This is a genomic window from beta proteobacterium MWH-UniP1 (genome assembly GCA_036362785.1).
Taxonomy (GTDB): Bacteria; Pseudomonadota; Gammaproteobacteria; order Burkholderiales; family Burkholderiaceae_A; genus Lacustribacter.
In genome coordinates, this window is record CP143625.1 from 67,781 (window position 1) to 91,446 (window position 23,666).

A 23,666-nucleotide genomic window follows, 5' to 3' on the forward strand; every position below is an offset into this window, starting at 1 on the left:
CGGTTTAAGTTTTAGGCGGGGCTAATGGGCATTGATAAATTTCGGATGGGTCTTTAACAGGTCTCGGCGGGCCGACCGTGTGGCCTGCGCAATCGACTGGCCCGATTGCTGTGCGGTTTTGGCCGCAAGCCCCACCGCATGGGTAGCGGTATCACTGCACACGATTTCTGCCATGGTGCAAAGATCTTGGGCGAGCGTGCGAGTTAAAAGCCCTGTGATCTCCAAGGCCGTGATCAAGGTCTTAAATCGGTCTGGCTTGCGCACGACATCGGACTGCATCAACCAGTCAAACACCACATCGATAGCGAGTAATGTCGGTTTTTCGAGTGCGGCCATCACGGGTTTAAGCGTGTCAGCCTGTTGGATTGTCAGGACTGCCAAGTCAATACACTGACGTGGCGCCTTAAAAAAATCTGTTGCCAGTGGACTGCCGTGATTAAAGACCAACACGGCATAGCGAAGCTCTAGCGGCAAGTGTTGATGAGCGGCCTGATCAAGCGCAGTCATCGTCGCTGGCAGCGGCGCTCCAGCGCTGGCGTGTAAATCTGACCAGGCACCTGACGCCATCAGCAAATCAAGCATTCGAGAGGGTTGTTCCGCCATTAACCCTTTTTGAATCTCTTGCCAGACACGCTCTGCAACGAGCGCGCGGGTCTCGCCTGCGGTGACCATGGCCTTACATAAGGCCATGGTCTCTTGTGCGACAGTAAAGCTGGGCCATCGTGCAGCGAATCGTGCGATTCTTAAGAGCCGGACAGGATCTTCAGAAAATGCCGGGCCAATATGGCGAAACACCCCTGCCTGCAGATCCGTGAGCCCATGAAATGGATCAATCAACTCACCATGCTGGTTGATTGCAATGGCATTGATGGTTAAATCACGGCGCGACAAGTCTTCGGTTAACGTGACCGAGGCTGACGCATTAAAGACAAAACCTTTGTAACCGGTGCCCGATTTGCGCTCAGTTCGTGCAAGTGCGTATTCGTCATGGCTGACGGGGTGCAGGAACACCGGAAAGTCTTGGCCAACGGGCATAAAGCCCGCCGACAACATCTCATCGACAGTGGCGCCGACCACGACAAAATCAAGATCAGCGTTGGCGATGCCCAGAATCGCATCACGGACTGCACCGCCAACACAGAAGACGCCAATCTTTGGGCCGAGTCGATCCCGAACGGGGTCGGGGGCCGAGAGCACCTTGGCAAGCTGTGACAACGCAGATTGCGCGGTCACAGGCAGTCTGTGCTCAGGTTTTTGCACGACGCTCGGATAATCTTGCGCGGGGTGACTCTTTGCCCAGATAAGCGGGAGCCACCGCATGAATCGAGATTGGATTTTCAATGCCAAGGTCTGGTGACATCGGAGCGGCCGCAACGTTGGGCACACTGGCCGAGGCTAAATTGTCCCGGGACATCATGGGCTTACCGGGCAGGTTTTCCATCAGCCAGGCCTGCACCCAGGCAGCACCGTCGGGCAAGGGAATAATCGGCCGTGGACAGCCTGCATAAACGCCTGCCCAGTGGACCAACTCATACAGCGTCAAGACATCGGGGCCCACACATTCGTATTGCTTACCGATGGTGGCCGGGTTTTCCAGGCAGTTGGCAATGGCGTTGGCCAGATCTTGGACGGCGATTGGCTGAAACCTTGCATGAGGCGTTGCCAATGGAATGACGGGGGCGAATCGTTGCAATTTGGCAAATAGATTCATAAATTGGTCTTCTGCCCCAAAGACCACTGATGGCCGAAGAATTGTCAGATCAATATTTTGATTGGCCCGCAAGGCGGACTCTCCAGCCGCCTTAGAGCGCAGGTACATTGATGGCGCATGCTCGGCTGCACCCAGAGCACTGATGTGTACGAGCCGACGGATTTTGCGCCGGTTCATGCACCGTGCGATTCGGGCAGGAAGCTTGACATGGGCCGCGTCAAAATCTGGCCCCCATGGCTTGCCAGTCTTGCTGTGCAAGACACCCACCAGATTGACGACCATGTCGGCATTTTCAAAGGCGTCGTAAAGCTGGGCCTCGTCGTTGGGGTTGGCCTCGATGATTTCTAGTTTGGGCAATAACCATAGATCACGGGCTTGCTGACGCTTGCGGGTAATCACGCGCACCGATTTGCCACGCGAGATCAAGGTCGACGCCAAGGCGCGACCAATAAAACCAGAACCGCCAACAATGACCACATCAGCATGAAGCAACGGCATAGACATTCTCCGGTAGTAATCCAGGGGCTTGGCTTAACTTGGCTGCTCGCCTGGCACAACCTCGCCAAGCAGCTGCCGAAGCGACGGCACAGACCCTCCATTATGAAGGGCGTTGTATAAGACCGCATTGGTGAGCACTCGTTTCACATAGTCCCGTGTTTCCGGGAAGGGAATCGATTCTGCGAAGGCGGCACCCTCGATCTTTTTTGGTAAGGCGGATCGCCAAGACTGGGCCCGAGACGGCCCCGCGTTATAAGCGGCCGACGCCAACAGCGCCGAACCGCCAAATCGGTCTTGAAGCTGACGCATATAGGTGGTGCCAAGCCGCACATTAAGATTCACATCGGTCAGTTTGAGTTGGCGCGTGTTTTTCATACCAATATTTTTTGCAAGCATGCTGCCCGTGGCTGGCATGATTTGCATCAGTCCTGAGGCACCCACAGAAGATCGAATATCTGAAATAAAGCGTGACTCTTGTCGGATCAGGCCCAGGACCCACCATGGGTCCAAGGCAGCCTGTTTCGCGGCAGGCAACACCGTGTCTTTGTAAGGTGTTGGAAACCGCAGATGAAAGTCGTGCTGAGTTCTAGTGCGATCAGCTGCCGCAATGGCACGGTCAAAAAAACCAGCATCTCGGGCATGCAAGGCCGCCTGAATGAGTTCAGCATCACTTCGATTGCGCATTGCTGCCGACCACTCTTGGACAGCCTCGGCCCGAAGCCCCGCACGCAGCAAGGCATAGCTGCGTTCCATGCCCTGATCCCGATCAAGCCGCTGACGGTCATTGGCGGTGAGTTTCACGTTTGAGTTGGGTGGCAGCCGCACAGGGCTGCCCGTGAGTTCGCGGGCCAACACGCCATAAAAGCCGAAGTCATCTTGTAGGCCTGTGAGTATTTCTCGGGCCAGATCGGCAGACTCTGTTTCTTTGAGTGCAATCGCGCGCCAGTATTGCCAAGTGGGCTCGGCCCGGGCCGACTCCGACATGGCGGCCACAATCGTAGTGAGCCTGGCCCAATCGCTTCGCCGAATTGCTTCGCGGGCCGCATTTTGTAAATTGGCGTCGGGCTGTTGTGACAGACTCTTCCAGCCCTCGAGCATCAGCGGCCAGGCATTGGGATGGCTGCGACGCCAGAGTGCGGCGCCCACCGCAAAAGCGGCGTAATCGTGTTGTTCGAGGGTCAGCTCTTTTTGGTGACGCCGAAAATGTTCCTGGCTTGCCAGGCTGTCATTGCGGGTCAATCGAAGTATTTGACCAAGGGTGAGCTCGGTTTTAAGTGGATCAGGCCCCCTGGCGCCGAGCTCATGTGCTTTGGTATGGCGGCGAAAAATCTCGGCCATTTTGTTGTACTGGCTGTCTTGGCTCGATTGTGCGGCCCAGCGAAACCGTTGGCGTAGATAACCAGCTGTAATTTCCTCGCGCGTCGCCAACGTGTCGATCAGGCCCAGGCAGGTATCCAATGCTTCGTTGCCAATGACAAGCTGGGCAAGCGGGGTTGGCGCTGGCAAAAGCCCAAGCCGACCCTTGGTGCACTGAATTTGCGGGCCGCTCATCGTGACATTTAACTGAAGAATGACCTCGCCGGCCTCTGCCCAAAGGTCGCGCTTCACCAAGGCATTGATGAGATCACGCTGGGCCGATTCCACCAAGGGGTGCTCTGGATGCCGGGAGACAAACCCTTGGGTATGTTCACGCATTTCGCGGGCATCCATACTGGGAATGCTGAGCAAAAGTTTGAGTCGCCAATAGTCTGGCCAAACGGCCAAGAGATGATTCTTGTGCCTTGAAATGATGCGCTCGAGTTCGGGGATTTTGCCCTTCTCGAAAGCGGCCTTCGCTTGAACAATGGGCGCGGCCGGATTTTTCTCTGCCGTCGCTTTTTCAGAGGCCCCTCGATCGGCGGTTGCGTGGGCCAGAGAGGCATCTACCAATACGGCGAAGCAGCAGACCGCCAATTGAACAACGGTATGACGTGCGTGTCGAAGCAACAAAGGGCTTCCCCTAAGGAGATGGGATTGTCGAAGCTGGTTCACAGGGAGTAAATTTAACCGCAAATGGCACAAATCTTATCGATTGAAAAATCACCGTTGCGTCAGCGTCTGCTCGGCCAGCGTGAGCAGTTGTCGGCGCAAAAGCGGCTGGCCGCCGAAAAGAAAATTTCTGATGTCTTGTCGGCAAAGGCCGTCACCCAAGGGTGGTTAAAGGTCGCGGTGTTTCTGCCATGGCGGGGCGAGCCAGACCTGATGTCGACCTGGCGGGCCTGGCATGCCCGCGGCCTGTTATTGGCCTTGCCGGTGGTGGTGGCACGAGACGCCCCCTTGCTGATGCAGGCCTGGCAGCCGGGGGCGGCACTGATTCGGGATGCTATGGGCTTAAGTGTGCCCGCGCAGGCCCACACATTGGACTGCGACACCTGGCTAATCCCCTGTGTGGGGGTGGACCCCCAAGGAGCACGTCTAGGGGCGGGCAAGGGGTTTTATGACCGCACGATTGCGATCACGCCCAGCCCTTGGCCGCGCTTGGTTGGCGTTTGCTTTGATCATGCCCGGCATGACCAGAGTTTCGGTGAGGCGCATGACATCAGGCTCGATGCCTGCGTTACCGAAACTGGCTGGCACGACTTTAGGCGCTGACCAGGCTCAAGTCCCGCAGAATCGATAGCGTCGGTTCTGCGCGGTTCATGGTGTAGAAATGCAGGCCCGGTGCACCACCAGCGAGTAACTGATCACACAGGTCTGTTATCACTTCCTGGCCAAAGGCCTGGATAGATTGGGTGTCATCACCAAAGCCGGCCAAACGCTGCCGAATCCAACGTGGAATTTCCGCGCCACAGGCATCGGAAAAACGGGCCAGTTGCGAAAAGTTGGTAATCGGCATGATGCCGGGAATAACAGGAACATCAACGCCTAATTTCTCAATGTCTTCTAAAAACCGGAAGTAGGCATCGGAATTAAAAAAGTATTGGGTAATGGCCTGATCTGCACCTGCGGCAACTTTTTCTGCAAAAAACCGAAGGTCATCCTGGGCACTCTTGGCCTGCGGATGAATCTCTGGGTAGGCGGCCACTTCAATTTCAAACTGATTGCCGTGATGCTGGCGAATAAACCGGACCAGATCGCTGGCATGCTGAAACTCGCCCCCCTGGCCATAGCCCGAAGGCAGATCGCCGCGCAGTGCCACCAACCGTTGAATGCCCATCGATGCATAGAGTTCGAGCAGCTCTTGCATCTGGGCACTCGTTGCGCCGATACAAGAAATATGTGGCGCCACATCTTGGAATATGGGCAGCATCTGCCGAACCGTATCTAGCGAGCCCTCACGCGTTGAGCCGCCTGCACCATAGGTAACGGACACATATTCCGGTTGAATCAGCTTTAAGCTGGCCGCGACGTGACGCAGCTTGTCGGCGGCCTCTGGCGTTTTCGGGGGAAAGAACTCCAGGCTCAGGCTGATGTCAGCGCTGTCGCCTGAATCTACGGATTCGTAAGCTTGTGATTGCATAACCAGCCTTGGTGGTGGAGAGACTCTCCCGGGGTGCTAGTGATACCGGACCCCGGGGGTATGACGCTAAAGATTAATAACGATAGGTGTCAGGCTTATAAGGGCCCTCGACCGGAACGCCAATGTAGCGGGCCTGTTCGGGCGTGAGCTCGGTGAGCTGTGCACCAAGTTTTTTCAGCTGCAGGCGTGCTACTTTTTCATCCAGGTGCTTGGGCAGCACATAGACCTTGCCGCTCTCGTAGTAGTCCTTGTGGGTAAAGAGCTCAATCTGCGCAATCACTTGGTTGGCAAACGAAGAGCTCATCACATAGCTGGGGTGGCCGGTGCCACAACCCAAGTTCACCAGACGGCCCTGGGCGAGCAGGATGATGCGCTTGCCGTCTGGGAAGATCACGTGATCGACCTGGGGCTTGATCTCTTCCCACTTGCACTTGGAAAGTGATGCCACGTCAATCTCGTTATCGAAGTGGCCAATATTGCAGACAATCGACTGGTCTTTCATCTTGGCCATGTGCTCATAGGTGATCACATTTTTGTTGCCGGTGGCAGTCACAAAAATATCAGCCTTGTCTGCAGCGTAATCCATGGTCACTACGCGATAGCCTTCCATGGCGGCTTGTAGTGCACAGATCGGGTCCGATTCGGTCACCCAGACCTGGGCAGACAGCGCACGCAATGCCTGTGCAGAGCCCTTGCCCACATCACCATAGCCCGCGACCACCGCCACCTTGCCGGCGATCATCACGTCGGTCGCGCGCTTGATCGCATCTACCAAAGACTCGCGGCAGCCATACAGGTTGTCGAATTTGCTCTTGGTGACGGAATCGTTCACGTTGATGGCGCGAAATGCCAGTGTGCCTTTGGCGGACATTTCCTTGAGTCGATGTACCCCCGTGGTGGTCTCTTCAGTCACGCCGATCACAGCTTTCAAATTGCGCTCATAAAAGCCAGGGTCTTTGGCGAGTTGTTTTTTGATCGAGTTAAAAAGACAAGTCTCTTCTTCGCTATTGGGCGAAGACAGCACGGAAGGATTCTTTGCGGCTTCAGTGCCAAGGTGCAACAACAGGGTGGCATCGCCGCCGTCATCCAGAATCATGTTGGATGGCTGGCCATCGGACCAATCAAAAATACGATGGGTGTATTCCCAATACTCTTCCAGAGATTCGCCTTTATAGGCATAGACGGGAACGCCTGCTACTGCAATGGCAGCGGCAGCGTGGTCTTGAGTCGAGAAGATGTTGCATGACGCCCAACGGACTTGTGCTCCCAGATCCACCAGCGTTTCGATCAGCACGGCCGTTTGAATGGTCATGTGCAGGGAGCCAGTGATACGTGCGCCCTTCAGTGGTTTTTTGGCAGCGTACTCTTCCCGAATCGCCATCAGGCCTGGCATTTCGGTTTCAGCAATACGGATTTCTTTGCGGCCCCAGTCGGCCAAAGACAGGTCAGCCACTTTGAAGTCGGGCTGGCCATGTGCATCTACAGGTTTCAATACAGCGCTCATCTCGCGCTCCTTTCATGAAAATCGTTGAAGGTTTCGCGAGCGCCGTTCGATTACAGATTTCTTCAAGCCTGGGAGTGTCGGGCTGTGCCGCACTCTCGCAACGCTCCTTGAAGAGAAGCGAAAGTGTAAAGCAAAGCCCGCCTGATGGCGAGCCTTGCTTGGTTCTACATTACAGGCCGCAGGCAGCGCGCAAGGCGGCTGCTTTGTCGGTCTTCTCCCAAGAGAACTCCGGCAGCTCACGGCCGAAATGGCCATAAGATGCGGTCTTCTCATAAATGGGACGCAACAGATCCAACATCTGCACAATCCCCTTGGGCCGCAGATCAAAGACCTGCTGAACGGCCTGTGCGATTTTTTCATCTGACACCACGCCGGTGCCTTCGGTCGTCACCATGACGGAAGTTGGCTTGGCCACACCAATCGCGTAGCTCACCTGAATCAGGGCTTTTTTCGCCAGGCCCGCTGCCACGATATTTTTCGCAACATAGCGGCCGGCATACGCGGCAGACCGGTCGACCTTGGAGGGGTCTTTGCCCGAGAAGGCACCACCACCGTGGGGGGCAGCACCGCCGTAGGTGTCCACAATAATTTTGCGGCCGGTTAGGCCGCAATCGCCTTGCGGGCCACCCACGACAAAGCGGCCGGTGGGGTTGACCAGGTATTTGATTTCGCCTTTGACCAGCTCTTTTGGGAGCACTGGCTTGATGACCTCTTCAATCACGGCCTCGCGCAGCTTGTCCATGGGGATATCAGGCGAGTGCTGGGTGGAGAGCACCACGGTGTCGATGCTGTCGGGCCGGCCATCGACATAGCGCATGGTGACTTGGCTCTTGGCATCGGGCCGCAGCCATGGCAGGCGGCCATCTTTGCGCAGCATGGACTGGCGTTCCACCAAACGGTGGGAGTAATAAATAGGGGCGGGCATTAGCACCGGCGTTTCATCGCAGGCGTAGCCAAACATCAGACCCTGGTCGCCAGCACCCTGGTCCAGATTGTTGTCCTGGGCCTTATCCACACCCTGGGCGATGTCGGGGCTCTGCTTGTCATAGGCCACCAAGACCGCACAGCCCTTGTAGTCAATACCAAACTCGGTGTTGTCGTAGCCAATACGCTTCAATGTGTTGCGCGCAACCTGGATGTAATCGACATTGGCGTTGGTGGTGATTTCACCGGCCAAGACCACCAGACCCGTGTTACACAAAGTCTCGGCAGCAACGCGTGAACGCGGATCCTGGGCCAAGATGGCGTCCAGAATGGCATCAGAAATTTGATCGGCTACTTTATCGGGATGGCCTTCACCGACCGACTCGGACGTGAAGAAGAATTCTTTAGACACAGCGCTACCTCCTGGTGGATAACCCAACCCTGCGGATGCTAGAGCGGCGCTATCTTGATGACTGATGACCACAGAAGGCAGACGCTTTAGCGGAATTTATTGGACAACAACGTAAACTCTCGTTGCGCCATCGCCCCGCAAGTTGTGAATTAAATCGGCGATGGCCCTAACTATAAGGCAGATGATTCTCCTATTCAAACTCGCAGCAGCCTTGCCCCTATGGGTCGCCAGGGGGATTGGCCTGGCCCTGGGCTGGTTGGTCTGGGCCTTGTCGCCCCGGTATCGTCAGTTAACCCGAGACAATTGGGCGCGCGCCTGCGAATCTGGACGACTCGGCCCGCTACTGCAGCGATCCCCGGCGCGCGCCGCCAGGATTCTGCGCCAATCGATTGGCCATGCGGGTCTAATCGCAGCGGAGTTACCAAAAATTTGGTGCGACCCGGCCTCAGCAACACGCATGCGAATCACGGGCATGGACGCTGTGAAGGAAGCAATTGGCCGTGGCCGCGGCGTGGTGATTCTCACGCCTCACCTTGGCGCTTTTGAGCTATCAGCGCGGGCTTTTGCTCAGCACCTGCCCATCACTGTTTTGTATCGGCCGGCCCGTCAAGCAGCCTTGCGCCGCCTGATGGAAGCGCTTCGCCCCCTGCCCCAGATGGCCACGGCACCCGCAAACAGTGCCGGTGTGCGCCAATTGCTTCGGGCCCTGCGCAAGGGCGAGGCGGTGGGGATGCTGCCCGATCAGGTGCCAAGCAGTGGCGAAGGGCTCTGGGCGGATTTTTTTGGCCGCCCTGCCTACACCATGACCCTGCCCATTCGTCTGGCGCAGACCACTGGCGCAGTGATTGTCTGGGCTCTGGCCATTCGCACGCAGCGTGGTTGGCATCTGGATCTTTCTGTCTGGGATGTCGACCTGCAGAACAAGAGCGTGTCAATGGAGGCCTTGATTGACCAGATGAACAAAGCATTGGAGACCCAGATCGCCCGTGCGCCGGAGCAGTATCTCTGGGCCTATAACCGGTACAAAACCCCGAAAGGGGTTGTCTTGCTCGGGCATGAACGTCCCGAATCACCGGGGGAGTCATCTTGAATCGGGCCCTGACTTGGCTGCTGCTTTGGGGCTGCCGCTTGATTTCTTTTGGGCCGCGCCCACTTCTGCGCGGAATCGCCTGGGTCTTGGGGCAGTTGGTGTTCTGGGTGGCCGCACAGCGTCGCCATGTTGCCCTAGTCAATCTAAAAATCTGCTTTCCGCACTGGACGCAGATGCAGCGGCGCGCAGTTGCCAAACGCCATTTCTATTTCTATGCACGAGCGTTTTTAGAGCGTTTCGAAATCTGGTTTGGTAGCGAGGAGCGGCTGCGCCGTCGCGTGAAGATCATGGGCCTGGCCAATTTCACTGCCCACGAAGGAAAGCCTGTAATCATTCTTGCGCCCCATTTTCTTGGGCTGGATGCGGGCGGCGTTCGCTTTCAGTTGGAGCGCCAATTCGCATCGATGTATTCCCGGCAATCCAATCCTGTGCTGGATGATTGGACCCGCCGGGGTCGCACACGTTTTAATGAGCCGCTGATCCTGCCAAGGCATCAGGGCATGACCACGATTGCCCGTTGGCTCAGGCGCGGTGTACCGCTTTACTTCTTGCCGGACATGGACCTGGGGACTCGCGACGCAGTCTTCGCCCCATTTTTCGGCGAACCTGCGGCCACGGTGACCAGTGTGGTTCGCCTGTCGCGACTGCTGGGGGCAACCGTCGTGCCGCTGGTAACCCGCATGACTGACGATGGCTATGAAGCCACGTTTTATCCGGGCTGGCAGCACCCCAACGACGACCAGCAAGAAACGCTGGAGCAGGCGGCAACCAAAATGAACCAGTTTATCGAGCAGCGAATTCTGGAAATGCCTGAACAATATCTTTGGACACACCGCCGATTTAAATCGCGGCCCCCCGGGATGGCCTCGGTCTATGGATAATCGCGTTTTATGAAGATTGCGTTTACAAAAATGCAGGGGGCCGGAAACGACTTTGTGGTGATTGATGCCACCCGCGCCCCATTGTCTTTCACAACCCAGCAATGGCAAAGAATTGCGGATCGGCGTTTTGGCGTGGGTGCCGATCAGATTTTGATTGTTGAAGCATCGGATACACCGCAGGCAGATTTTGTTTATCGAATTTTTAACGCGGACGGCCAAGAGGTGGAGCAATGCGGCAATGGGGCCCGTTGTTTTGCGCGATTTGTTCGCGACCATGGGCTCAGCACTGCTGAAACCATCCGGGTCAAAACAAAGTCCGGCATTATTTCGCCAACCATTCATGCAGATGGCACGGTCACGGTGGACATGGGCATTCCAAGATATTTGCCCGAGGCAGTTGGCTTTGATGCATCGGGCCTGCCCCATCGCCACGAAGATCGTGCCGAGCTTTGGGAGTTATGTCCACCCCATGGCGCAGCGTTTTGGATCTCGGTGGTCTCCATGGGTAATCCACACGCGGTTCAGTATGTCACTGGCCTTGCTGACTATCCGGTGCAAGACATTGGTGCTTGGCTTGAATCTCACCCGCGATTTCGTCATCGTGTGAACGCTGGGTTTGCTGAGATGGTGTCCTCTCAGGAAATTAATCTACGCGTTTTTGAGCGCGGCTCAGGTGAGACCCTGGCCTGTGGCACGGGCGCTTGTGCGGCGGTCGTGTCTGGCATCTTGCGCGGCATGCTCAAGGCAGACGCAGCCGTATCGGTGAATACCCGTGGTGGACGTTTGGTGATTCGCTGGCCCGGTAATGCCCAAGGCCATGTCATGATGACTGGGCCTGCTGAGCCAGTATTCGAAGGAGTAATAGAACTGTGACGCAAAAAGAGCCAACTTTGGACCTGGGATCAACGCTGACTGCCATGCAGGTTGCGGATTATTTAAAGGCCCATCCAGATTTTTTTGATCAGCATCCGCATGTCTTGGGCGATATTAATGTGCCGCACCCCGAATCGGGCAAGGCCATTTCATTGGTGGAACGACAGGCGATGGTTCTGCGCGACCGCATTAAATCAATGGAATTAAAGCTTGCTGATTTATTGCGTCACGGCCAAGAAAACGACGCCATCTCCAACTCGATTCAGCGCTGGGTTCGCGGTTTATTTCTACACAACGATCTTGATGGCCTGCCAACATTTCTCGCGGATTCCTTGGCCACAACCTTTAATGTGCCGCAGGTGGCCATTTCGATTTGGAATTGCAGCGAAGAGTGGCGAGATAACGATTGGGTGGGAAGCCCAACGGCTGATTTTGTCAGCCAGATAGACGGCCTGCGTGCCCCGATCTGCGGCCCTGCTGGCCTGTCATCGGCGGCCAGGCTTTTGCCTGAAGCAGGCAGAGACTGCCAGTCCATGGCGATTCTGCCCTTGCGTATGGGCGCTGCACCCGAGGCCTATGGTGTGTTGATTCTGGGTTCGCCCGATCCGCGACGTTTTTCTGCCGATATGGGTGTCGCGTTTTTAGAGCGCATTAGTGAGATTGCCAGCGCAGCGCTGTCTCCGCTTTATGCCAACACCAACGCTTGATTCATTCGTTAACGATTTCTTAAATTCGCTGGCACACGAGCGCAGATACTCTGCCCATACGGTGTCCAACTATCGCCGGGATTTGGCAAAGTTGGTGGCAGCCCTCTCTGCCAAACCCGTTCAAGAGATTCGCGCGGTGGATATCCGGCAGCAGGTGGGGCAGTGGCGAATGGGTGGCCTGTCACCCAAAAGTATTTCGCGGCGGCTGTCGGCTTGGCGATCTTTTTTTGATTGGCTTTCGCAACGCATCACCTTGTCGGCCAACCCCGCCAAAAGCGTTCGCGCGCCAAAGCCTGCCAAGCGATTACCAAAGGCCCTTTCCACAGATTGGGCGGTTCAGTTCGTGGCAGGCGACTCTGGCCAGGCCGAAGCGCAGACCGGTGAGCAGGATGAATTCTTGCGGGCCCGCGATACAGCCATGTTGGAGCTGATGTATTCCTGCGGGCTGCGGCTTTCCGAATTGGTGTCTTTGAATGATCGTCCGCCTGCCTCGTCGATCGGCCAGGGTTTTGGTTGGGTCGACACGCAGGCTCAGGAGGTGTTGGTGGTGGGCAAAGGCAATAAGACTCGGCGCGTTCCAATCGGTGGACCGGCACTTGCGGCGCTTGCGCACTGGCGGTCGTGCCGGGCCAAGCATCCCAATGGGGCAATGTCAGAGGCGCTGTTCATCAATAGCCAGGGCGGCCGGCTATCGGGCCGATCAGTCGAGCGGCGCTTTGCTGCCCATGCCCGTAAAATTGGCATGCCAACCCATGTCCATCCGCATATGCTGCGGCATTCGTTTGCCACACATTTGCTGCAATCCAGCGGCGATCTCAGGGCGGTGCAGGAACTTCTGGGTCATGCGCAGATCGCTACAACCCAGGTCTATACCCACTTGGATTTTCAGCGGCTGGCACAGGTTTATGATGCTGCCCACCCCCGAGCCCGGCGAAAGCCCGGCACGGACGGGAACAATTGATTTTGGAGCCTTTATGTCTGCACCAGTTGCAAATCAAACCGCGCCAGCGGTAATCCCTGTCACGATTCTGACGGGCTTTCTCGGCGCGGGGAAAACCACGCTTTTAAAGCGCATCTTGAGTGAGCCCCACGGCGAGCGGATTGCAGTCATTGAAAACGAATTCGGCCAAGAGAGTATCGATAACGAGCTGCTGTTCGGCGATACCCAAGAGCGGATCGTTGAAATGAACAATGGCTGTATTTGTTGCACGGTTCGCGGTGATTTGATTGAGATGTTGAATCGGCTCTGGGAAAAGCGTGCCAGCGGTGCGATTCAGTTTGATCGGGTCATTATTGAAACCACCGGCCTGGCTGAGCCCGGGCCAGTCGCACAGACTTTTTTTGTGGATGACGACATTGCTGAGCGATTTTTGTTAGACGCAGTCATCACAGTGGTCGATGCAGTGCATGGGTCAGAGCAGTTGAGCCAACATGCCGAGGCCCAGGCGCAGGTGGGCTTTGCTGATCGCATCTTGATTTCAAAAAGCGATTTGGTGGAGCCGACCGCTTTAGAGGCCCTGAAGGCCCGGCTCGCCCGCATGAATGCCCGTGCCAGCTTACATCTCGTGCATTTTGGTCAGACCCCGATTCAAGAAATCCTCGATATCCGTGGATTTAATCTGAATGCCGCTCTTGAGATTGACCCCGCCTTTCTGAATATCGATGCGGGCCACAGCCATATTGATGATGTCCAGTCTTTTGTGTACAAATCTACCCGGCCTTTTGATTCTGATCGGTTTGAGGGCTTTATGAGCGCAGTATCTCAGGCCTACGGCCCCCAGCTCTTGCGGTATAAGGGCGTGCTGAACATCAAAGGAAGCAACAATCAAATGGTCTTTCAGGGTGTTCACATGCTGATGGGCGGCGATGTAGGCCGGCCCTGGGCGCCGGGCGAAGCGCGGGAGTCTAAGCTGGTCTTTATCGGCCGAAAGCTACCCCGCGATACAATTGTCAAAGGTTTAGATCAATGTCTTATTTGAAAGTAGCAGGCCATGAATACCGTTTCGTTTAAGCCCATCGCGACTGAAAAAGAGCTGTTGGCTCAGCCAGCAGATCAGTACATGAGTGCGGCACAACTGGATTTTTTTAAGCGCAAATTAATGGCGCTTGAAGCAGAGTTGCGCGTGAATGCGGGGGAGACCACCGAGCACTTACGCGAGACAGTTTTGGTGCCCGACCCTGCTGATCGGGCCACCATCGAGGAAGAGCATGCGCTTGAACTTCGTACACGTGATCGCGAGCGCAAGCTCATTAAAAAAGTCCAGCAGGCCTTGGCCCGCATTGATTCTGGGGAATATGGTTACTGCGAAGAGACAGGGGATCCTATCGGTCTGGCCCGTCTTTTGGCACGCCCAACCGCAACCCTGACGGTTGAGGCCCAGCAACGTCGCGAACTTCGGCAGCGTCAGTTCGGGGATTGATTCACCCCGCCGGGCTTATGAACCCGGCTCCTCCTCTTGGACCATTTCAGAGATGGCGGCCGCACTCATCAAGAGCAGAACGACCAGGCAGTAAATCGTCTCGACCATCACCCATCGCACACCCACCGGCCCCATTGAGACGCGGGCCTTGATCCATCGGGCAGCCAGTAGGGCGACTAGGCCTGCGACCCACAGGCCCCATACGGGCTCTGGCCAAATTCCGAAAAAGCCCAGGGGCAGCATGCCAATGACCAGCATGGCAAGTCGGGTGGTGCCTGTGGTGGAGCGAAAACCAACCACGGGATCCGGTACTGCAGCCAGCACCGCAGCCCGCGACCAGGCGGCACTGCAGATTAGGGTGACGGGGATCCATTCCAGATCGATTTCCGACAAGATTTCTAGCTTTAGCAGGATTAGGACGCCAAGAATCACAGCAGACTTTGGGCTGACCGTCTGTGACCAAGCACCAAGACTTCCTCTGGGCAGTGAGCTTGCGAGACCCAGGCACAGGCTAATCAATAAAGCCACGCGAGCCGGCAAGACCATGCTGATCAGCATAAAAATGGCCGCACACATCACCCCCACCAAAATGCCTGCAGCGGCACTTCCCAAAAGATCTGTGGTTTCTGAACCCGGCCGCCTGGGGGACAGCCGGTGAAGTGGCCACGGGCTGTGGTGGGCAAGAGCGGCGAAGAAATTTTTCACTGAACTGGTTGGATTGGTCAAAAACGCGGCGGACGACTCAGACAATTTTCATGCGGGTGCTTACAATTCGGGCAAAGTGTAGACCATTCCTGTAGGTATCGCGCAGCCATGACCGACTCAATAGAAAATATCCCCAATACGATTGATGCTTCTTTAAAGGCGGCTGTTCTTGCCGAGGCCTTGCCTTACATTCGCCGGTTTCATGGCAAGACAGTGGTCATTAAGTACGGCGGCAATGCCATGACGGAAGAGCACCTGAAGCGCTCCTTTGCCCGCGACATTATTTTGCTGCGCTTGGTGGGTATCTTGCCGGTGATCGTCCACGGGGGTGGCCCGCAGATTGAATCCTTGCTCTCTCGGGTTGGCAAGAAAGGGGAATTCATTCAGGGCATGCGCGTGACCGATACCGAGACCATGGATATTGTGGAGATGGTCTTGGCTGGCCAGGTCAATAAAGAAATCGTCGAACTGATTAATTTTGCGGGTGGGAAAGCGGTGGGTCTTACAGGTCAGGACGGCGGCCTGATTCATGCCCGCAAGATGATGGTCAAGGCCGAAAACCAATCCCAGGGGCCGCTGGATTTGGGCCATGTGGGTGAGATTGAGTCCGTTGATCCCGCCATCATTCATTCATTGTTGGCCAGTGGCTTTGTGCCGGTAATCGCACCGATCGGCTCGGGCGAAGAGGGTGAGACCTACAACATCAATGCGGATTTGGTCGCCGGCAAAATCGCTGAAATTCTGAAGGCCGAAAAATTAATCTTGATGACCAATACCCCGGGTGTACTCGACAAAAAAGGCAATCTCATCACTGGATTAACCGCCAAACAGATTGATGGACTGTTTGCCGACGGCACGATTTCCGGCGGCATGCTGCCCAAAATTTCTTCCGCCCTGGAGGCCGCGAAAAGCGGTGTGCAGTCTGTGCACGTGGTCGATGGCCGTGTACCCCATTGCCTGCTATTGGAGATTCTGACCAACGAGGGCGTGGGCACCATGATTCGGTCCCACTAAAACCGGCCAACTTTATTGTGATTCGCTTTGAGCGCAGGTCCCCTGCCCGCGGGTCCTTGGGCGGGCCTTTGTGGCTAATCGATCTGGATAACACGCTCTACGATGCTTCGTGGCGTGTCATGGGGGAAATCAACCGCCGTATGACGCGTTATGTGGCCGATACCTTGGCCTTGTCTATGGAGGATGCCAGCCTGCTGCGGGAGCGTTATTGGCATCGCTACGGCGCAACACTCTTGGGTTTGGTGCGTCATCATGGGGTTGATCCCCATGATTTTTTGAATCGGACACATCCAGTGGCGGAACTGCCGGAATTTGTGCGCCGCATCCGGGGTGAAAGGCATCGGCTGCTGCGATTACACGGCGAGCGCTGGCTGCTGACCAATGCGCCCAGGGCTTATGCAGAGCAGGTCTTAGCGCTAATTGGTCTTCGGCATCTTTTTGTAAGGATCATCAGTATCGAGGACATGCGGGCCTGCGGCAGACTCTGCCCCAAACCCTCCACACTGCTCATGCGTCAGGTTCTTTGCCGCTCTAAACGCAGCCCCCACCAGGTAGTGCTGGTCGATGATCACAACGAAAACCTGCAGGCTGCCCACCGTCTAAGAATCAAGACCGCAAGAATATGGGCGTCTAAGACAGCTTTGGCCCGGGCCCAGGCCTCCGGGCGACCCCTAACGGCCCGGCGCCCCAGTTATGTTCAGCTTCAAGTAAACTCATTGGCCACACTACTGAGAAACCAGCACCGACTGGTCACGAGAAAACGCTGAACATGGATGCCACCTCTACTGTCACAGAGCAGGCCACAGCGCCAACGCGTAAACGGCCAAAACCCGGCGAGCGCCGACTTCAGATTCTTCAGACGATTGCATCCATGCTGCAAGATGGGGCCGCAGAAAAAGTTACAACGGCGGCATTGGCAGCACGGCTCTCGCTATCCGAGGCTGCTTTGTATCGACACTTCGCCAGCAAGGCCCAGATGTTTGAAGGCCTGCTGGATTTCATTGAAGAGACGGTCTTCTCACTCATCAATCAAATCGAATCGCGTTCTGCCGCGCCTGCCGCTCGAGCAAGAGAAATCATTTTGATGCTTCTGAACTTCTCAGAAAAAAATCCCGGCATGACGCGGGTGCTCATTGGGGATGCCATCGTGAATGAAGATGCGCGTCTGCAGGCCCGCGTGAATCAATTCGTTGAGCGTGTCGAGGCCTCGCTGCGCCAGTGTGCCCGCCTGCAGGCGGCCGAATCCGGGCAGCCTGCAGCAGCAGCTCTCGACCCTGCTGTGCGAGCAGGCCTGGCCATGGCCTATATCCAGGGCCGCTGGCTTCAGTTTGCGAAATCAGGGTTTCGTAAGCGACCGTCGGAGACCGCAGAAGCCGCAGTTCAGGTGTTATTTCCCTGACGGCCCACAGACCGGACATTGCGGGTTTTTTGACACCAGGAGTTGTTGCCAGCTTCCGGTTTTCAGATCAAGCAGCGATAGCCGCTGCGCAGCTTTAGGCAGTTGGTTCTTGCCCGATCGCCGCAATAACATCTTGATGGCTTCTGCCGCCTGAAGGCAGCCCATGGCGCCAACCATTGGGGACAGCACGCCATAAGCACCACAGGCATGGGCCTGCGGTTCCGATGCCGGATCAAACACGCAGGCATAGCAGGCATGGTCCGGGTCGGTTGTATCAATGGCCATTAACTGTCCAGACCACTCGATGGCTGCTGCGGTGATCAATGGTTTTTGGTGGCGCACGCATGCTGCATTGATGAGCTGCCGAATGGACCACTGATCGGTGCAGTCGAGTACGACATCTGCAAGAGGCACCGCATTATTTAAAAAAGCCTCATCTGCAAACTGTGGCACTGCGATGAAATTCACATCTGGGTTAATTCGATGCAGCGCCATCTGGCCCGCGGTCACCTTTGCTTGGCCAATATCGGCTGGGCCAAACAAGGTCTGCCGTGCGAGATTGGTGGCGTCGACCTGATCGCCATCGACCCAATGAATCGTGCCAACACCACTTGCGGTGAGGTAAGTGGCGGCAGGGCAGCCGAGCCCCCCCGCACCAATGATGAGTACTCGCGACCGCTGTAAAACCTCAACGCCCTCTTCGTCAAAGCCGTCAAGCAGTGCATGACGGCTGTGGCGAAGCGCTGCAAGATCAGTCATTTTCCGGGCGAGCGGACGTGACGACTGTTTTGCCCTTGAGATGGTTCAAGGCCTGTTGCAACTGATAGTCGTTGGGGCCACCAAATTCAATCGGTTTGAGGTCTTTCGCATCGGTGCTGTTTTTCGGTTCGGCCTTTGTGTTTGGCTTGGCCTTGTCGTTGCCTGCTTTGGGTTTTGTTTCACCATTGGCCAGATGGCGGTTTAGGTCAGCCTCGCGAACACGCAACCGATCCATGACGGAACCGTCTGCAGTTTCTTCTACCCAGAAATCAGGCGTAATGCCTTTGGCCTGAATGGATTGGCCTTTGGGCGTGAAATAACGCGCGGTGGTGAGCTTGATGGCCGTGTTACTGGTGAGCGGCAAAATCGTCTGCACGGATCCTTTGCCGAAGCTCTGGGTGCCGAGAATTTTGGCGCGCTCATGGTCCTGCAAAGCACCAGCAACGATTTCTGACGCAGAGGCAGAGCCGCTGTTGACCAAGACCACCATGGGCACTTTCTTGGCCTGCGGTGAAAGCTTAACGAGCGGGTCTTCTGTTCGGCCGCGGTGATAGTCGGCAGGAGTGGCAAAGTATTTGCGCTTGGCATCCTCCTGGCGGCCATCGGTCGAGACCACCATGGTTTTTTCGGGCAAAAACGCTGCAGAAACACCAATGGCGCCATTGAGCAGCCCACCGGGATCATTGCGCAGATCCAACACCAATGCCTTGAGCGGCCCCTTGTCGGCCAGACCATTGAAGTGTTTCACCAGATCTTCAACCGTGTGCTCTTGGAATTGCGTGATACGAATGTAACCAAAGCCAGGCTCCAACATCTTGGAGCGAACACTTTGAATCTGAATGATGTCGCGCACGATGGTGAAGACCAAGGGCCTGTTCTCGCCTTTACGGCTAATGGTGAGCGTGACCGATGACTTCGGTTTGCCGCGCATGAGTTTTACAGCTTCATTAAGCGCAAGCCCCTTGGTGGCCTTCTCATCAATTTTGATAATCAGGTCACCAGCCTTCACGCCGGCCCGTTCAGCGGGCGTGCCTTCAATCGGTGCCACGACACGAACAAAGCCGTCTTCAGTGCCAACTTCCAGGCCAAGGCCGCCGAATTCGCCCTGCGTGCCAACCTGCAGTTCTTTGAACGCTTCCGCATCCAAATAGGCGGAGTGCGGATCCAGCCCGGTCAGCATGCCGCTGATCGCTTCGGTGATCAGTTTTTTATCCTCAACGGGCTCGACGTAGTTGCCTTTGATTGCGCCGTAGACGTCGGCAAACTGCCGCAATTCTTCGATGGGCAGCGTGAGCTTTTGGTCGCGCTGTGCCAGCGCATTAAAGCCCATGCTGACCAGCACACCGCTGACCAGTCCGACGGCAATCCAACTCGTGATCTGTAATTTTTTAGACATAGTGACTTTCAAGCCCAAGGCGGCATAAATAAATCCCCGGGAAGCAATGCACCCCCGGGGATATTAGGCTAACCCAATGCAGAAAAGTTTAGGTGGTTTTTGCTTTGCCTTGGTTGGCGACAGCAGCCAAGGCCGCCTCAATGACCTTTGGATCGGCCAGGTATTGGCGGTCGATAAATTTCATATTTTCATCAAGCCGAATGACCAGGGGTTGGGCGGTGGGAATATTTAAGGCAATGATGTCGGCCTCGGACATGTTTTCCAGATACTTGATCAGGGCCCGAATGGAGTTGCCATGGGCGGCGACCAGAACACGCTTGCCGGCTCGGACATCCGGCGCAATCGCCTGGTCCCAGATGGGGATGACCCGCTCAATTGTGTCTTTTAGGCACTCTGTGGCGGGGATCTGGTCGGGGCTTAAGGCCGCATAGCGGGGATCTTTGCCCGCCCAAAATTCATGGCTGGGGGCCATTGCCTCGGGCCGGATGTCGTAGGCCCGGCGCCACTTTAAGACCTGCTCTTCGCCATATTTGGCGGCAGTTTCGGACTTGTTAAGGCCGCTCAACGCCCCGTAGTGCCGTTCATTTAGCCGCCACTCCTTGCGGACGGGGATCCACATCTGGTCCAGGGCGTCTAAGGTGGTCCAGAGCGTGCGGATGGCCCGCTTGAGCACTGACGTGTAGGCCATATCAAAGGCGTAGCCCTTGGCCCGGAGCAGTTCCCCGGCGGTTTTGGCTTCGTCGCGGCCTTTGGCAGTCAGATCGACATCCACCCAGCCGGTGAAGCGGTTTTCAAGGTTCCACTGGCTCTCGCCGTGGCGTAATAGGACGATGGAAAAGGTTTTGCTCATACCCGACATTCTATAATTTCATGCTTTCCACCCCTGTTCCGAACTGAGAGGCTTCGCGTGCAATTCTTTGTTGACAACATTATTTTGATTGCAGCGGCATTTATGAGCGGCGCCCTGTTGCTCTGGCCTTTGGTGGCCAAGGGGTCCAGCGCCCGCGCGATCAATACCCTGGGCGCAACCCAGCTGCTGAATTCCCAAGACGCCCTGCTGATCGACCTGCGTGAGTCCAAGGAACTGGCCAAGGGCTCGCCCCCGCAGGCCCTGCATATTCCTTTGTCGAGCTTGCCAGCCCAGATCGATGACATTAAAAAGCGTGCCGACAAGGGTAAGACCCAGGCCCCGGTCATTCTGATGTGCCAAAGTGGCTGGCGTGGCGCCAAGGCTGGCCGCCTGCTCAAGAAAGCCGGGATTGAGGCAGTCTTTAATCTCGAGGGGGGTTTTGATGCCTGGCAGCAGGCCGGCCTTCCCGTCACCAAGCGGAGCTGAGCATGGCCAAAGTCGTGATGTATAGCACCGCCGTCTGCCCCTATTGCCAGCGGGCGGAGATGTTGTTGAAGCAGCGCGGTGTGGCGGAAATTGAAAAAATTCGAATCGATCTGGATCCCGCCCAACGAGATCTGATGATTGAGAAAACGGGCCGTCGCACGGTACCGCAGATTTTTATCGGTGATCGCCACGTTGGCGGCTTTGATGATCTGGCAGCCCTGGATCGTGATGGCGGACTTGTGCCTTTGCTTTCTCAGTAGTTGTCCATGAGTTGACGGTGCCGGCTGGTGCGGTCAGCAGCCTGTAGATTTGTACTTCCCTTTACTATTTTTGAAAGTGTTTCATGACGGATTCCAATTCGGCCGCTGACGGCCAGATGCCCACCCCTCAATTCAACCTTCAGCGCGTTTATCTGAAAGATTTATCGCTTGAGATCCCCGACGCGCCAGCGGTTTTCCTCGACGGCACAGAGCCCCGTTTGGAGTTTCAGATCGATACCCAAGACAAGACGCTTGCGCCCGGACTCCACGAGGTATCAGTCCGTTGCACGGTAACCTGCCATTTGGGCGATAAGGTGGGGTTTTTGGTCGAGGCCACTCAGGCAGGTATTTTTGAGATTGTTGGCGTGCCCGATGAGCAGCTGGAATTGATCAAGGGTATTAGTTGTCCCAGCATCATCTACCCTTACCTGCGTGCCAACTTGGCTGATGTGATTCAGCGGGCTAGCTTCCCGCCTGTGCATCTCGCCGAGTTGAACTGGGAAGCCTACTACCAGCAGCGTTTGGCGCGCCAAACCACATCGACCGCGAGTGAAAGCGGCATTATTCTTCCGCCCCAGTAAATGACGGCCAACGCCCGCCAGTCGCTCGACCTTCCTGTATTGGTGGTGGGTGCAGGTGCCTGGGGCACGGCGGTGGCAATTCATTTGGCCAAGCGTGCACCCGATAGTGTGGTGTCGCTATGGGCGCGCGATGCCGCCCAAATCCAGGCCATGACGCAGCTTCGGGAAAATAAAAAATACCTGCCAGGTGCGGTAGTTCCTGCGGGCTTGGCGCTGCATTCGGATCTCACCCGGGCCTGTGCGGAGTGGCGAGAAAAAACCAGTGCCCACCGATCCAGTTGTGCCGGTACTGGGCCGCACGGCCTGATTGTGCTTGCAACGCCAATGTCTGGCCTGGCGCAAAGCGCCACTGAGATCTATCGCTTGCTTGGCGAATCGAAACCCGGAGAAGGCTTGCTTTGGCTGGCCAAGGGGCTGCGGTGCATCCCTTCAACAGAGACAGTGGTTGGCGCTCCGAACAAAAAAGATTTAACCCTGATGTGGCCCCATCAGATCGTGGCCCAGGCCTGCCCCGGTTGGACCACCGGCGCCCTATCTGGCCCGAGCTTTGCGCAGGAAGTGGCCAACGGATTGCCCGTGGCCTTGACGCTCGCCAGCAACGACATTGCCTGGGCCCGTGCAGTCGCCCAGGCTTGTCATGGTGGTGGCATGCGAATTTATGCCACTCGCGACTTAATCGGAGTCGAGCTTGGTGGGGCCATGAAAAACGTGTTGGCCATTGCGGCGGGTGTGTGTGATGGGCTTGCACTTGGCGCCAACGCCCGCGCGGCCTTGTTGACTCGGGGCTTAGCGGAGATGGCGCGTCTGGGTGTGGCCATTGGCGCACAGCCCCAGACTTTTATGGGCCTGGCCACGCTTGGTGACTTGATTCTCACGGCAACTGGAGATTTGTCGCGCAATCGTCGCGTTGGGCTTGCCTTGGCGCGCGGCGAAAAATTAAACGACATTGTGCGTGGCCTTGGCCATGTCGCCGAAGGGGTTGCCACGGCCCCTGCCATTGCACAACTGGCCCGTGAGGCTGCGGTGGATGTGCCCATTACGGATTCTGTCTGCAGGCTAATTGCTGGCGAATGGTCAGCACAGCAGGCGATTGTTGAACTCATGTCACGTGAACCAAAAGATGAGCACCACGATTAAAACTGTCACCGTGTTTTGTGGCTCTCGCAGTGGGCACGATCCGAAGTGGGAAAAGATTGCAACGCAGTGTGGTGCCGAGCTGGTGCGCCGAGGGCTGCGCCTGGTCTTTGGTGGGGGCTGTAATGGTCTGATGGGGGCCATTGCCAAATCGGTGATTGCAGCCAAGGGCCAATCGACGGGCATTATTCCGGAAAGTCTGCTCGCCTTTGAGCCCGCACAAGAGGGGTTAACCGAGTTGTTTGTGGTGGACTCGATGCACACCAGAAAACTCTTGATGTCGGAGCGTGCCGATGCCTTTTTGGTGCTGCCGGGCGGCATTGGCACCTTCGAAGAATTCTTTGAGACTTGGACATGGCATCAAATCGGCCTGCACAACAAACCCATCGTGCTGCTCAATGCCTTTGATTACTACACACCACTGCTAGGCTTTTTAGAGCAAGGTATGAATCATGGCTTTATTAATCCCGGCCATCATTGTTATGTTCGCGTGGCCACGTCGGTAACGCAGGCCTTTGATCTGCTGTCAGAGCCCTGTGAGCCGATCCCCGCTGTCGGTTAGT

At 56.3% G+C, this 23,666-nt stretch carries 26 protein-coding genes and 1 riboswitch; of the genes, 16 read left to right on the forward strand and 10 right to left on the reverse strand.

The annotated features are described in order from the left end of the window. Positions 1-21: 21 nt before the first annotated feature. From AOB54_00295 to AOB54_00305, 3 genes are read right to left on the reverse strand one after another with little or no spacing between them, the layout of a single operon-like run. A complete protein-coding gene (locus tag AOB54_00295) occupies positions 22-1,233 on the reverse strand; it encodes a hypothetical protein (protein ID WVN41863.1) in 1,212 nt (403 codons plus the stop codon). Between the two features lie 13 nt (positions 1,234-1,246). Next, positions 1,247-2,209, reverse strand: coding sequence for a complex I NDUFA9 subunit family protein (locus AOB54_00300; protein WVN41864.1), 963 nt, complete (start codon positions 2,207-2,209; stop codon positions 1,247-1,249). 33 nt (positions 2,210-2,242) lie between these two features. Further along, on the reverse strand, positions 2,243-4,198 hold the full coding sequence (locus AOB54_00305; GenBank protein ID WVN41865.1) for a transglycosylase SLT domain-containing protein: 1,956 nt from the start codon (positions 4,196-4,198) through the stop codon (positions 2,243-2,245). Positions 4,199-4,261: 63 nt separating this feature from the next. Between AOB54_00305 and AOB54_00310 the strand changes: the two genes are divergently transcribed. Further along, positions 4,262-4,840 (forward strand): 5-formyltetrahydrofolate cyclo-ligase, encoded by a 579-nt coding sequence (locus AOB54_00310; protein WVN41866.1) that lies wholly within the window; start codon positions 4,262-4,264, stop codon positions 4,838-4,840. Here the strand turns inward: AOB54_00310 and metF are convergent. From metF to metK, 3 genes are all read right to left on the reverse strand, one after another. Continuing rightward, positions 4,830-5,708 carry a methylenetetrahydrofolate reductase [NAD(P)H] gene (metF, locus tag AOB54_00315; GenBank protein ID WVN41867.1) on the reverse strand — a complete coding sequence of 293 codons (879 nt, stop codon included), beginning with the start codon at positions 5,706-5,708 and terminating at the stop codon, positions 4,830-4,832. The genes AOB54_00310 and metF overlap by 11 nt on opposite strands. Before the next feature lie 73 nt (positions 5,709-5,781). Continuing rightward, positions 5,782-7,212 carry an adenosylhomocysteinase gene (gene ahcY, locus AOB54_00320; protein ID WVN41868.1) on the reverse strand — a complete coding sequence of 477 codons (1,431 nt, stop codon included), beginning with the start codon at positions 7,210-7,212 and terminating at the stop codon, positions 5,782-5,784. Between the two features lie 30 nt (positions 7,213-7,242). Next, a riboswitch (S-adenosyl-L-homocysteine riboswitch) is annotated at positions 7,243-7,327 on the reverse strand. A 54-nt stretch (positions 7,328-7,381) separates the two neighbouring features. Further along, positions 7,382-8,548: a methionine adenosyltransferase gene (gene metK / locus AOB54_00325; GenBank protein WVN41869.1), complete on the reverse strand. Its 1,167-nt coding sequence runs from the start codon at positions 8,546-8,548 to the stop codon at positions 7,382-7,384. A gap of 181 nt (positions 8,549-8,729) precedes the next feature. On the opposite strand from metK, the gene AOB54_00330 reads away from it, so the two are divergent. From AOB54_00330 to dksA, 7 genes are read left to right on the forward strand one after another with little or no spacing between them, the layout of a single operon-like run. Further along, positions 8,730-9,638 carry a lysophospholipid acyltransferase family protein gene (locus AOB54_00330; GenBank protein WVN41870.1) on the forward strand — a complete coding sequence of 303 codons (909 nt, stop codon included), beginning with the start codon at positions 8,730-8,732 and terminating at the stop codon, positions 9,636-9,638. Then, positions 9,635-10,519: a lipid A biosynthesis acyltransferase gene (locus tag AOB54_00335; GenBank protein WVN41871.1), complete on the forward strand. Its 885-nt coding sequence runs from the start codon at positions 9,635-9,637 to the stop codon at positions 10,517-10,519. Before AOB54_00330 ends, AOB54_00335 begins: the two co-directional genes overlap by 4 nt. A gap of 9 nt (positions 10,520-10,528) precedes the next feature. Then, the gene (dapF, locus tag AOB54_00340) at positions 10,529-11,392 is read left to right on the forward strand and encodes a diaminopimelate epimerase (GenBank protein ID WVN41872.1); all 864 of its coding nucleotides are present in this window, start codon (positions 10,529-10,531) and stop codon (positions 11,390-11,392) included. Next, entirely contained in the window at positions 11,389-12,099 is a 711-nt protein-coding gene (locus tag AOB54_00345; GenBank protein ID WVN41873.1) for a DUF484 family protein, read from the forward strand. The genes dapF and AOB54_00345 overlap by 4 nt, the downstream gene beginning before the upstream one ends. Further along, complete coding sequence (gene xerC / locus AOB54_00350; GenBank protein WVN41874.1) at positions 12,080-13,060, forward strand: tyrosine recombinase XerC; 981 nt, start codon at positions 12,080-12,082, stop codon at positions 13,058-13,060. The genes AOB54_00345 and xerC overlap by 20 nt, the downstream gene beginning before the upstream one ends. Before the next feature lie 13 nt (positions 13,061-13,073). After that, the gene (locus AOB54_00355; protein WVN41875.1) at positions 13,074-14,078 is read left to right on the forward strand and encodes a GTP-binding protein; all 1,005 of its coding nucleotides are present in this window, start codon (positions 13,074-13,076) and stop codon (positions 14,076-14,078) included. 12 nt (positions 14,079-14,090) lie between these two features. Next, positions 14,091-14,519 carry an RNA polymerase-binding protein DksA gene (gene dksA / locus AOB54_00360; protein WVN41876.1) on the forward strand — a complete coding sequence of 143 codons (429 nt, stop codon included), beginning with the start codon at positions 14,091-14,093 and terminating at the stop codon, positions 14,517-14,519. 15 nt (positions 14,520-14,534) lie between these two features. Here dksA and AOB54_00365 read toward each other — a convergent pair whose 3' ends face one another. Beyond that, entirely contained in the window at positions 14,535-15,224 is a 690-nt protein-coding gene (locus tag AOB54_00365; GenBank protein WVN41877.1) for a hypothetical protein, read from the reverse strand. Between the two features lie 108 nt (positions 15,225-15,332). On the opposite strand from AOB54_00365, the gene argB reads away from it, so the two are divergent. The 3 genes from argB (at position 15,333) to slmA (ending at position 17,637) form a co-directional block, all read left to right on the forward strand. Beyond that, the gene (gene argB / locus AOB54_00370; GenBank protein WVN41878.1) at positions 15,333-16,238 is read left to right on the forward strand and encodes an acetylglutamate kinase; all 906 of its coding nucleotides are present in this window, start codon (positions 15,333-15,335) and stop codon (positions 16,236-16,238) included. A gap of 68 nt (positions 16,239-16,306) precedes the next feature. After that, the gene (locus AOB54_00375; GenBank protein WVN41879.1) at positions 16,307-17,005 is read left to right on the forward strand and encodes a pyrimidine 5'-nucleotidase; all 699 of its coding nucleotides are present in this window, start codon (positions 16,307-16,309) and stop codon (positions 17,003-17,005) included. A 2-nt stretch (positions 17,006-17,007) separates the two neighbouring features. Next, positions 17,008-17,637 carry a nucleoid occlusion factor SlmA gene (gene slmA, locus AOB54_00380; protein WVN41880.1) on the forward strand — a complete coding sequence of 210 codons (630 nt, stop codon included), beginning with the start codon at positions 17,008-17,010 and terminating at the stop codon, positions 17,635-17,637. On the opposite strand, the gene AOB54_00385 is transcribed toward slmA, so the two are convergent. The 3 genes from AOB54_00385 to gpmA form a co-directional block, all read right to left on the reverse strand. Beyond that, positions 17,626-18,396, reverse strand: a complete 771-nt coding sequence (locus tag AOB54_00385) for a HesA/MoeB/ThiF family protein (protein ID WVN41881.1) — start codon at positions 18,394-18,396, stop codon at positions 17,626-17,628. The genes slmA and AOB54_00385 overlap by 12 nt on opposite strands. Next, a complete protein-coding gene (locus AOB54_00390) occupies positions 18,389-19,792 on the reverse strand; it encodes a S41 family peptidase (GenBank protein WVN41882.1) in 1,404 nt (467 codons plus the stop codon). Before AOB54_00390 ends, AOB54_00385 begins: the two co-directional genes overlap by 8 nt. Before the next feature lie 88 nt (positions 19,793-19,880). After that, a complete protein-coding gene (gene gpmA, locus AOB54_00395; protein WVN41883.1) occupies positions 19,881-20,642 on the reverse strand; it encodes a 2,3-diphosphoglycerate-dependent phosphoglycerate mutase in 762 nt (253 codons plus the stop codon). 57 nt (positions 20,643-20,699) lie between these two features. Here gpmA and AOB54_00400 point away from each other — a divergent pair, with 57 nt between their 5' ends. The 5 genes from AOB54_00400 (at position 20,700) to AOB54_00420 (ending at position 23,665) form a co-directional block, all read left to right on the forward strand. Next, positions 20,700-21,128 carry a rhodanese-like domain-containing protein gene (locus AOB54_00400; protein ID WVN41884.1) on the forward strand — a complete coding sequence of 143 codons (429 nt, stop codon included), beginning with the start codon at positions 20,700-20,702 and terminating at the stop codon, positions 21,126-21,128. A 2-nt stretch (positions 21,129-21,130) separates the two neighbouring features. Further along, entirely contained in the window at positions 21,131-21,388 is a 258-nt protein-coding gene (grxC, locus tag AOB54_00405; GenBank protein ID WVN41885.1) for a glutaredoxin 3, read from the forward strand. A gap of 83 nt (positions 21,389-21,471) precedes the next feature. Next, the gene (gene secB, locus AOB54_00410) at positions 21,472-21,969 is read left to right on the forward strand and encodes a protein-export chaperone SecB (protein WVN41886.1); all 498 of its coding nucleotides are present in this window, start codon (positions 21,472-21,474) and stop codon (positions 21,967-21,969) included. Continuing rightward, complete coding sequence (locus tag AOB54_00415) at positions 21,970-23,106, forward strand: NAD(P)H-dependent glycerol-3-phosphate dehydrogenase (protein ID WVN41887.1); 1,137 nt, start codon at positions 21,970-21,972, stop codon at positions 23,104-23,106. It abuts the gene before it with no gap. After that, positions 23,090-23,665: a TIGR00730 family Rossman fold protein gene (locus tag AOB54_00420; GenBank protein WVN41888.1), complete on the forward strand. Its 576-nt coding sequence runs from the start codon at positions 23,090-23,092 to the stop codon at positions 23,663-23,665. Before AOB54_00415 ends, AOB54_00420 begins: the two co-directional genes overlap by 17 nt. The last annotated feature ends 1 nt before the right edge of the window (position 23,666 follow it).

Bases quoted from the DNA above. Each gene is read 5' to 3' on its own strand.
- AOB54_00300 (WVN41864.1), bottom strand. From the start codon at position 2,209: ATGCCGTTGCTTCATGCTGATGTGGTCATTGTTGGCGGTTCTGGTTTT.
- AOB54_00310 (WVN41866.1), top strand. From the start codon at position 4,262: ATGGCACAAATCTTATCGATTGAAAAATCACCGTTGCGTCAGCGTCTG.
- metF (WVN41867.1), bottom strand. From the start codon at position 5,708: ATGCAATCACAAGCTTACGAATCCGTAGATTCAGGCGACAGCGCTGAC.
- ahcY (WVN41868.1), bottom strand. From the start codon at position 7,212: ATGAGCGCTGTATTGAAACCTGTAGATGCACATGGCCAGCCCGACTTC.
- AOB54_00330 (WVN41870.1), top strand. From the start codon at position 8,730: ATGATTCTCCTATTCAAACTCGCAGCAGCCTTGCCCCTATGGGTCGCC.
- dapF (WVN41872.1), top strand. From the start codon at position 10,529: ATGAAGATTGCGTTTACAAAAATGCAGGGGGCCGGAAACGACTTTGTG.
- xerC (WVN41874.1), top strand. From the start codon at position 12,080: ATGCCAACACCAACGCTTGATTCATTCGTTAACGATTTCTTAAATTCG.
- AOB54_00355 (WVN41875.1), top strand. From the start codon at position 13,074: ATGTCTGCACCAGTTGCAAATCAAACCGCGCCAGCGGTAATCCCTGTC.
- dksA (WVN41876.1), top strand. From the start codon at position 14,091: ATGAATACCGTTTCGTTTAAGCCCATCGCGACTGAAAAAGAGCTGTTG.
- argB (WVN41878.1), top strand. From the start codon at position 15,333: ATGACCGACTCAATAGAAAATATCCCCAATACGATTGATGCTTCTTTA.
- slmA (WVN41880.1), top strand. From the start codon at position 17,008: ATGGATGCCACCTCTACTGTCACAGAGCAGGCCACAGCGCCAACGCGT.
- AOB54_00385 (WVN41881.1), bottom strand. From the start codon at position 18,396: ATGACTGATCTTGCAGCGCTTCGCCACAGCCGTCATGCACTGCTTGAC.
- AOB54_00390 (WVN41882.1), bottom strand. From the start codon at position 19,792: ATGTCTAAAAAATTACAGATCACGAGTTGGATTGCCGTCGGACTGGTC.
- gpmA (WVN41883.1), bottom strand. From the start codon at position 20,642: ATGAGCAAAACCTTTTCCATCGTCCTATTACGCCACGGCGAGAGCCAG.
- grxC (WVN41885.1), top strand. From the start codon at position 21,131: ATGGCCAAAGTCGTGATGTATAGCACCGCCGTCTGCCCCTATTGCCAG.
- secB (WVN41886.1), top strand. From the start codon at position 21,472: ATGACGGATTCCAATTCGGCCGCTGACGGCCAGATGCCCACCCCTCAA.
- AOB54_00415 (WVN41887.1), top strand. From the start codon at position 21,970: ATGACGGCCAACGCCCGCCAGTCGCTCGACCTTCCTGTATTGGTGGTG.
- AOB54_00420 (WVN41888.1), top strand. From the start codon at position 23,090: ATGAGCACCACGATTAAAACTGTCACCGTGTTTTGTGGCTCTCGCAGT.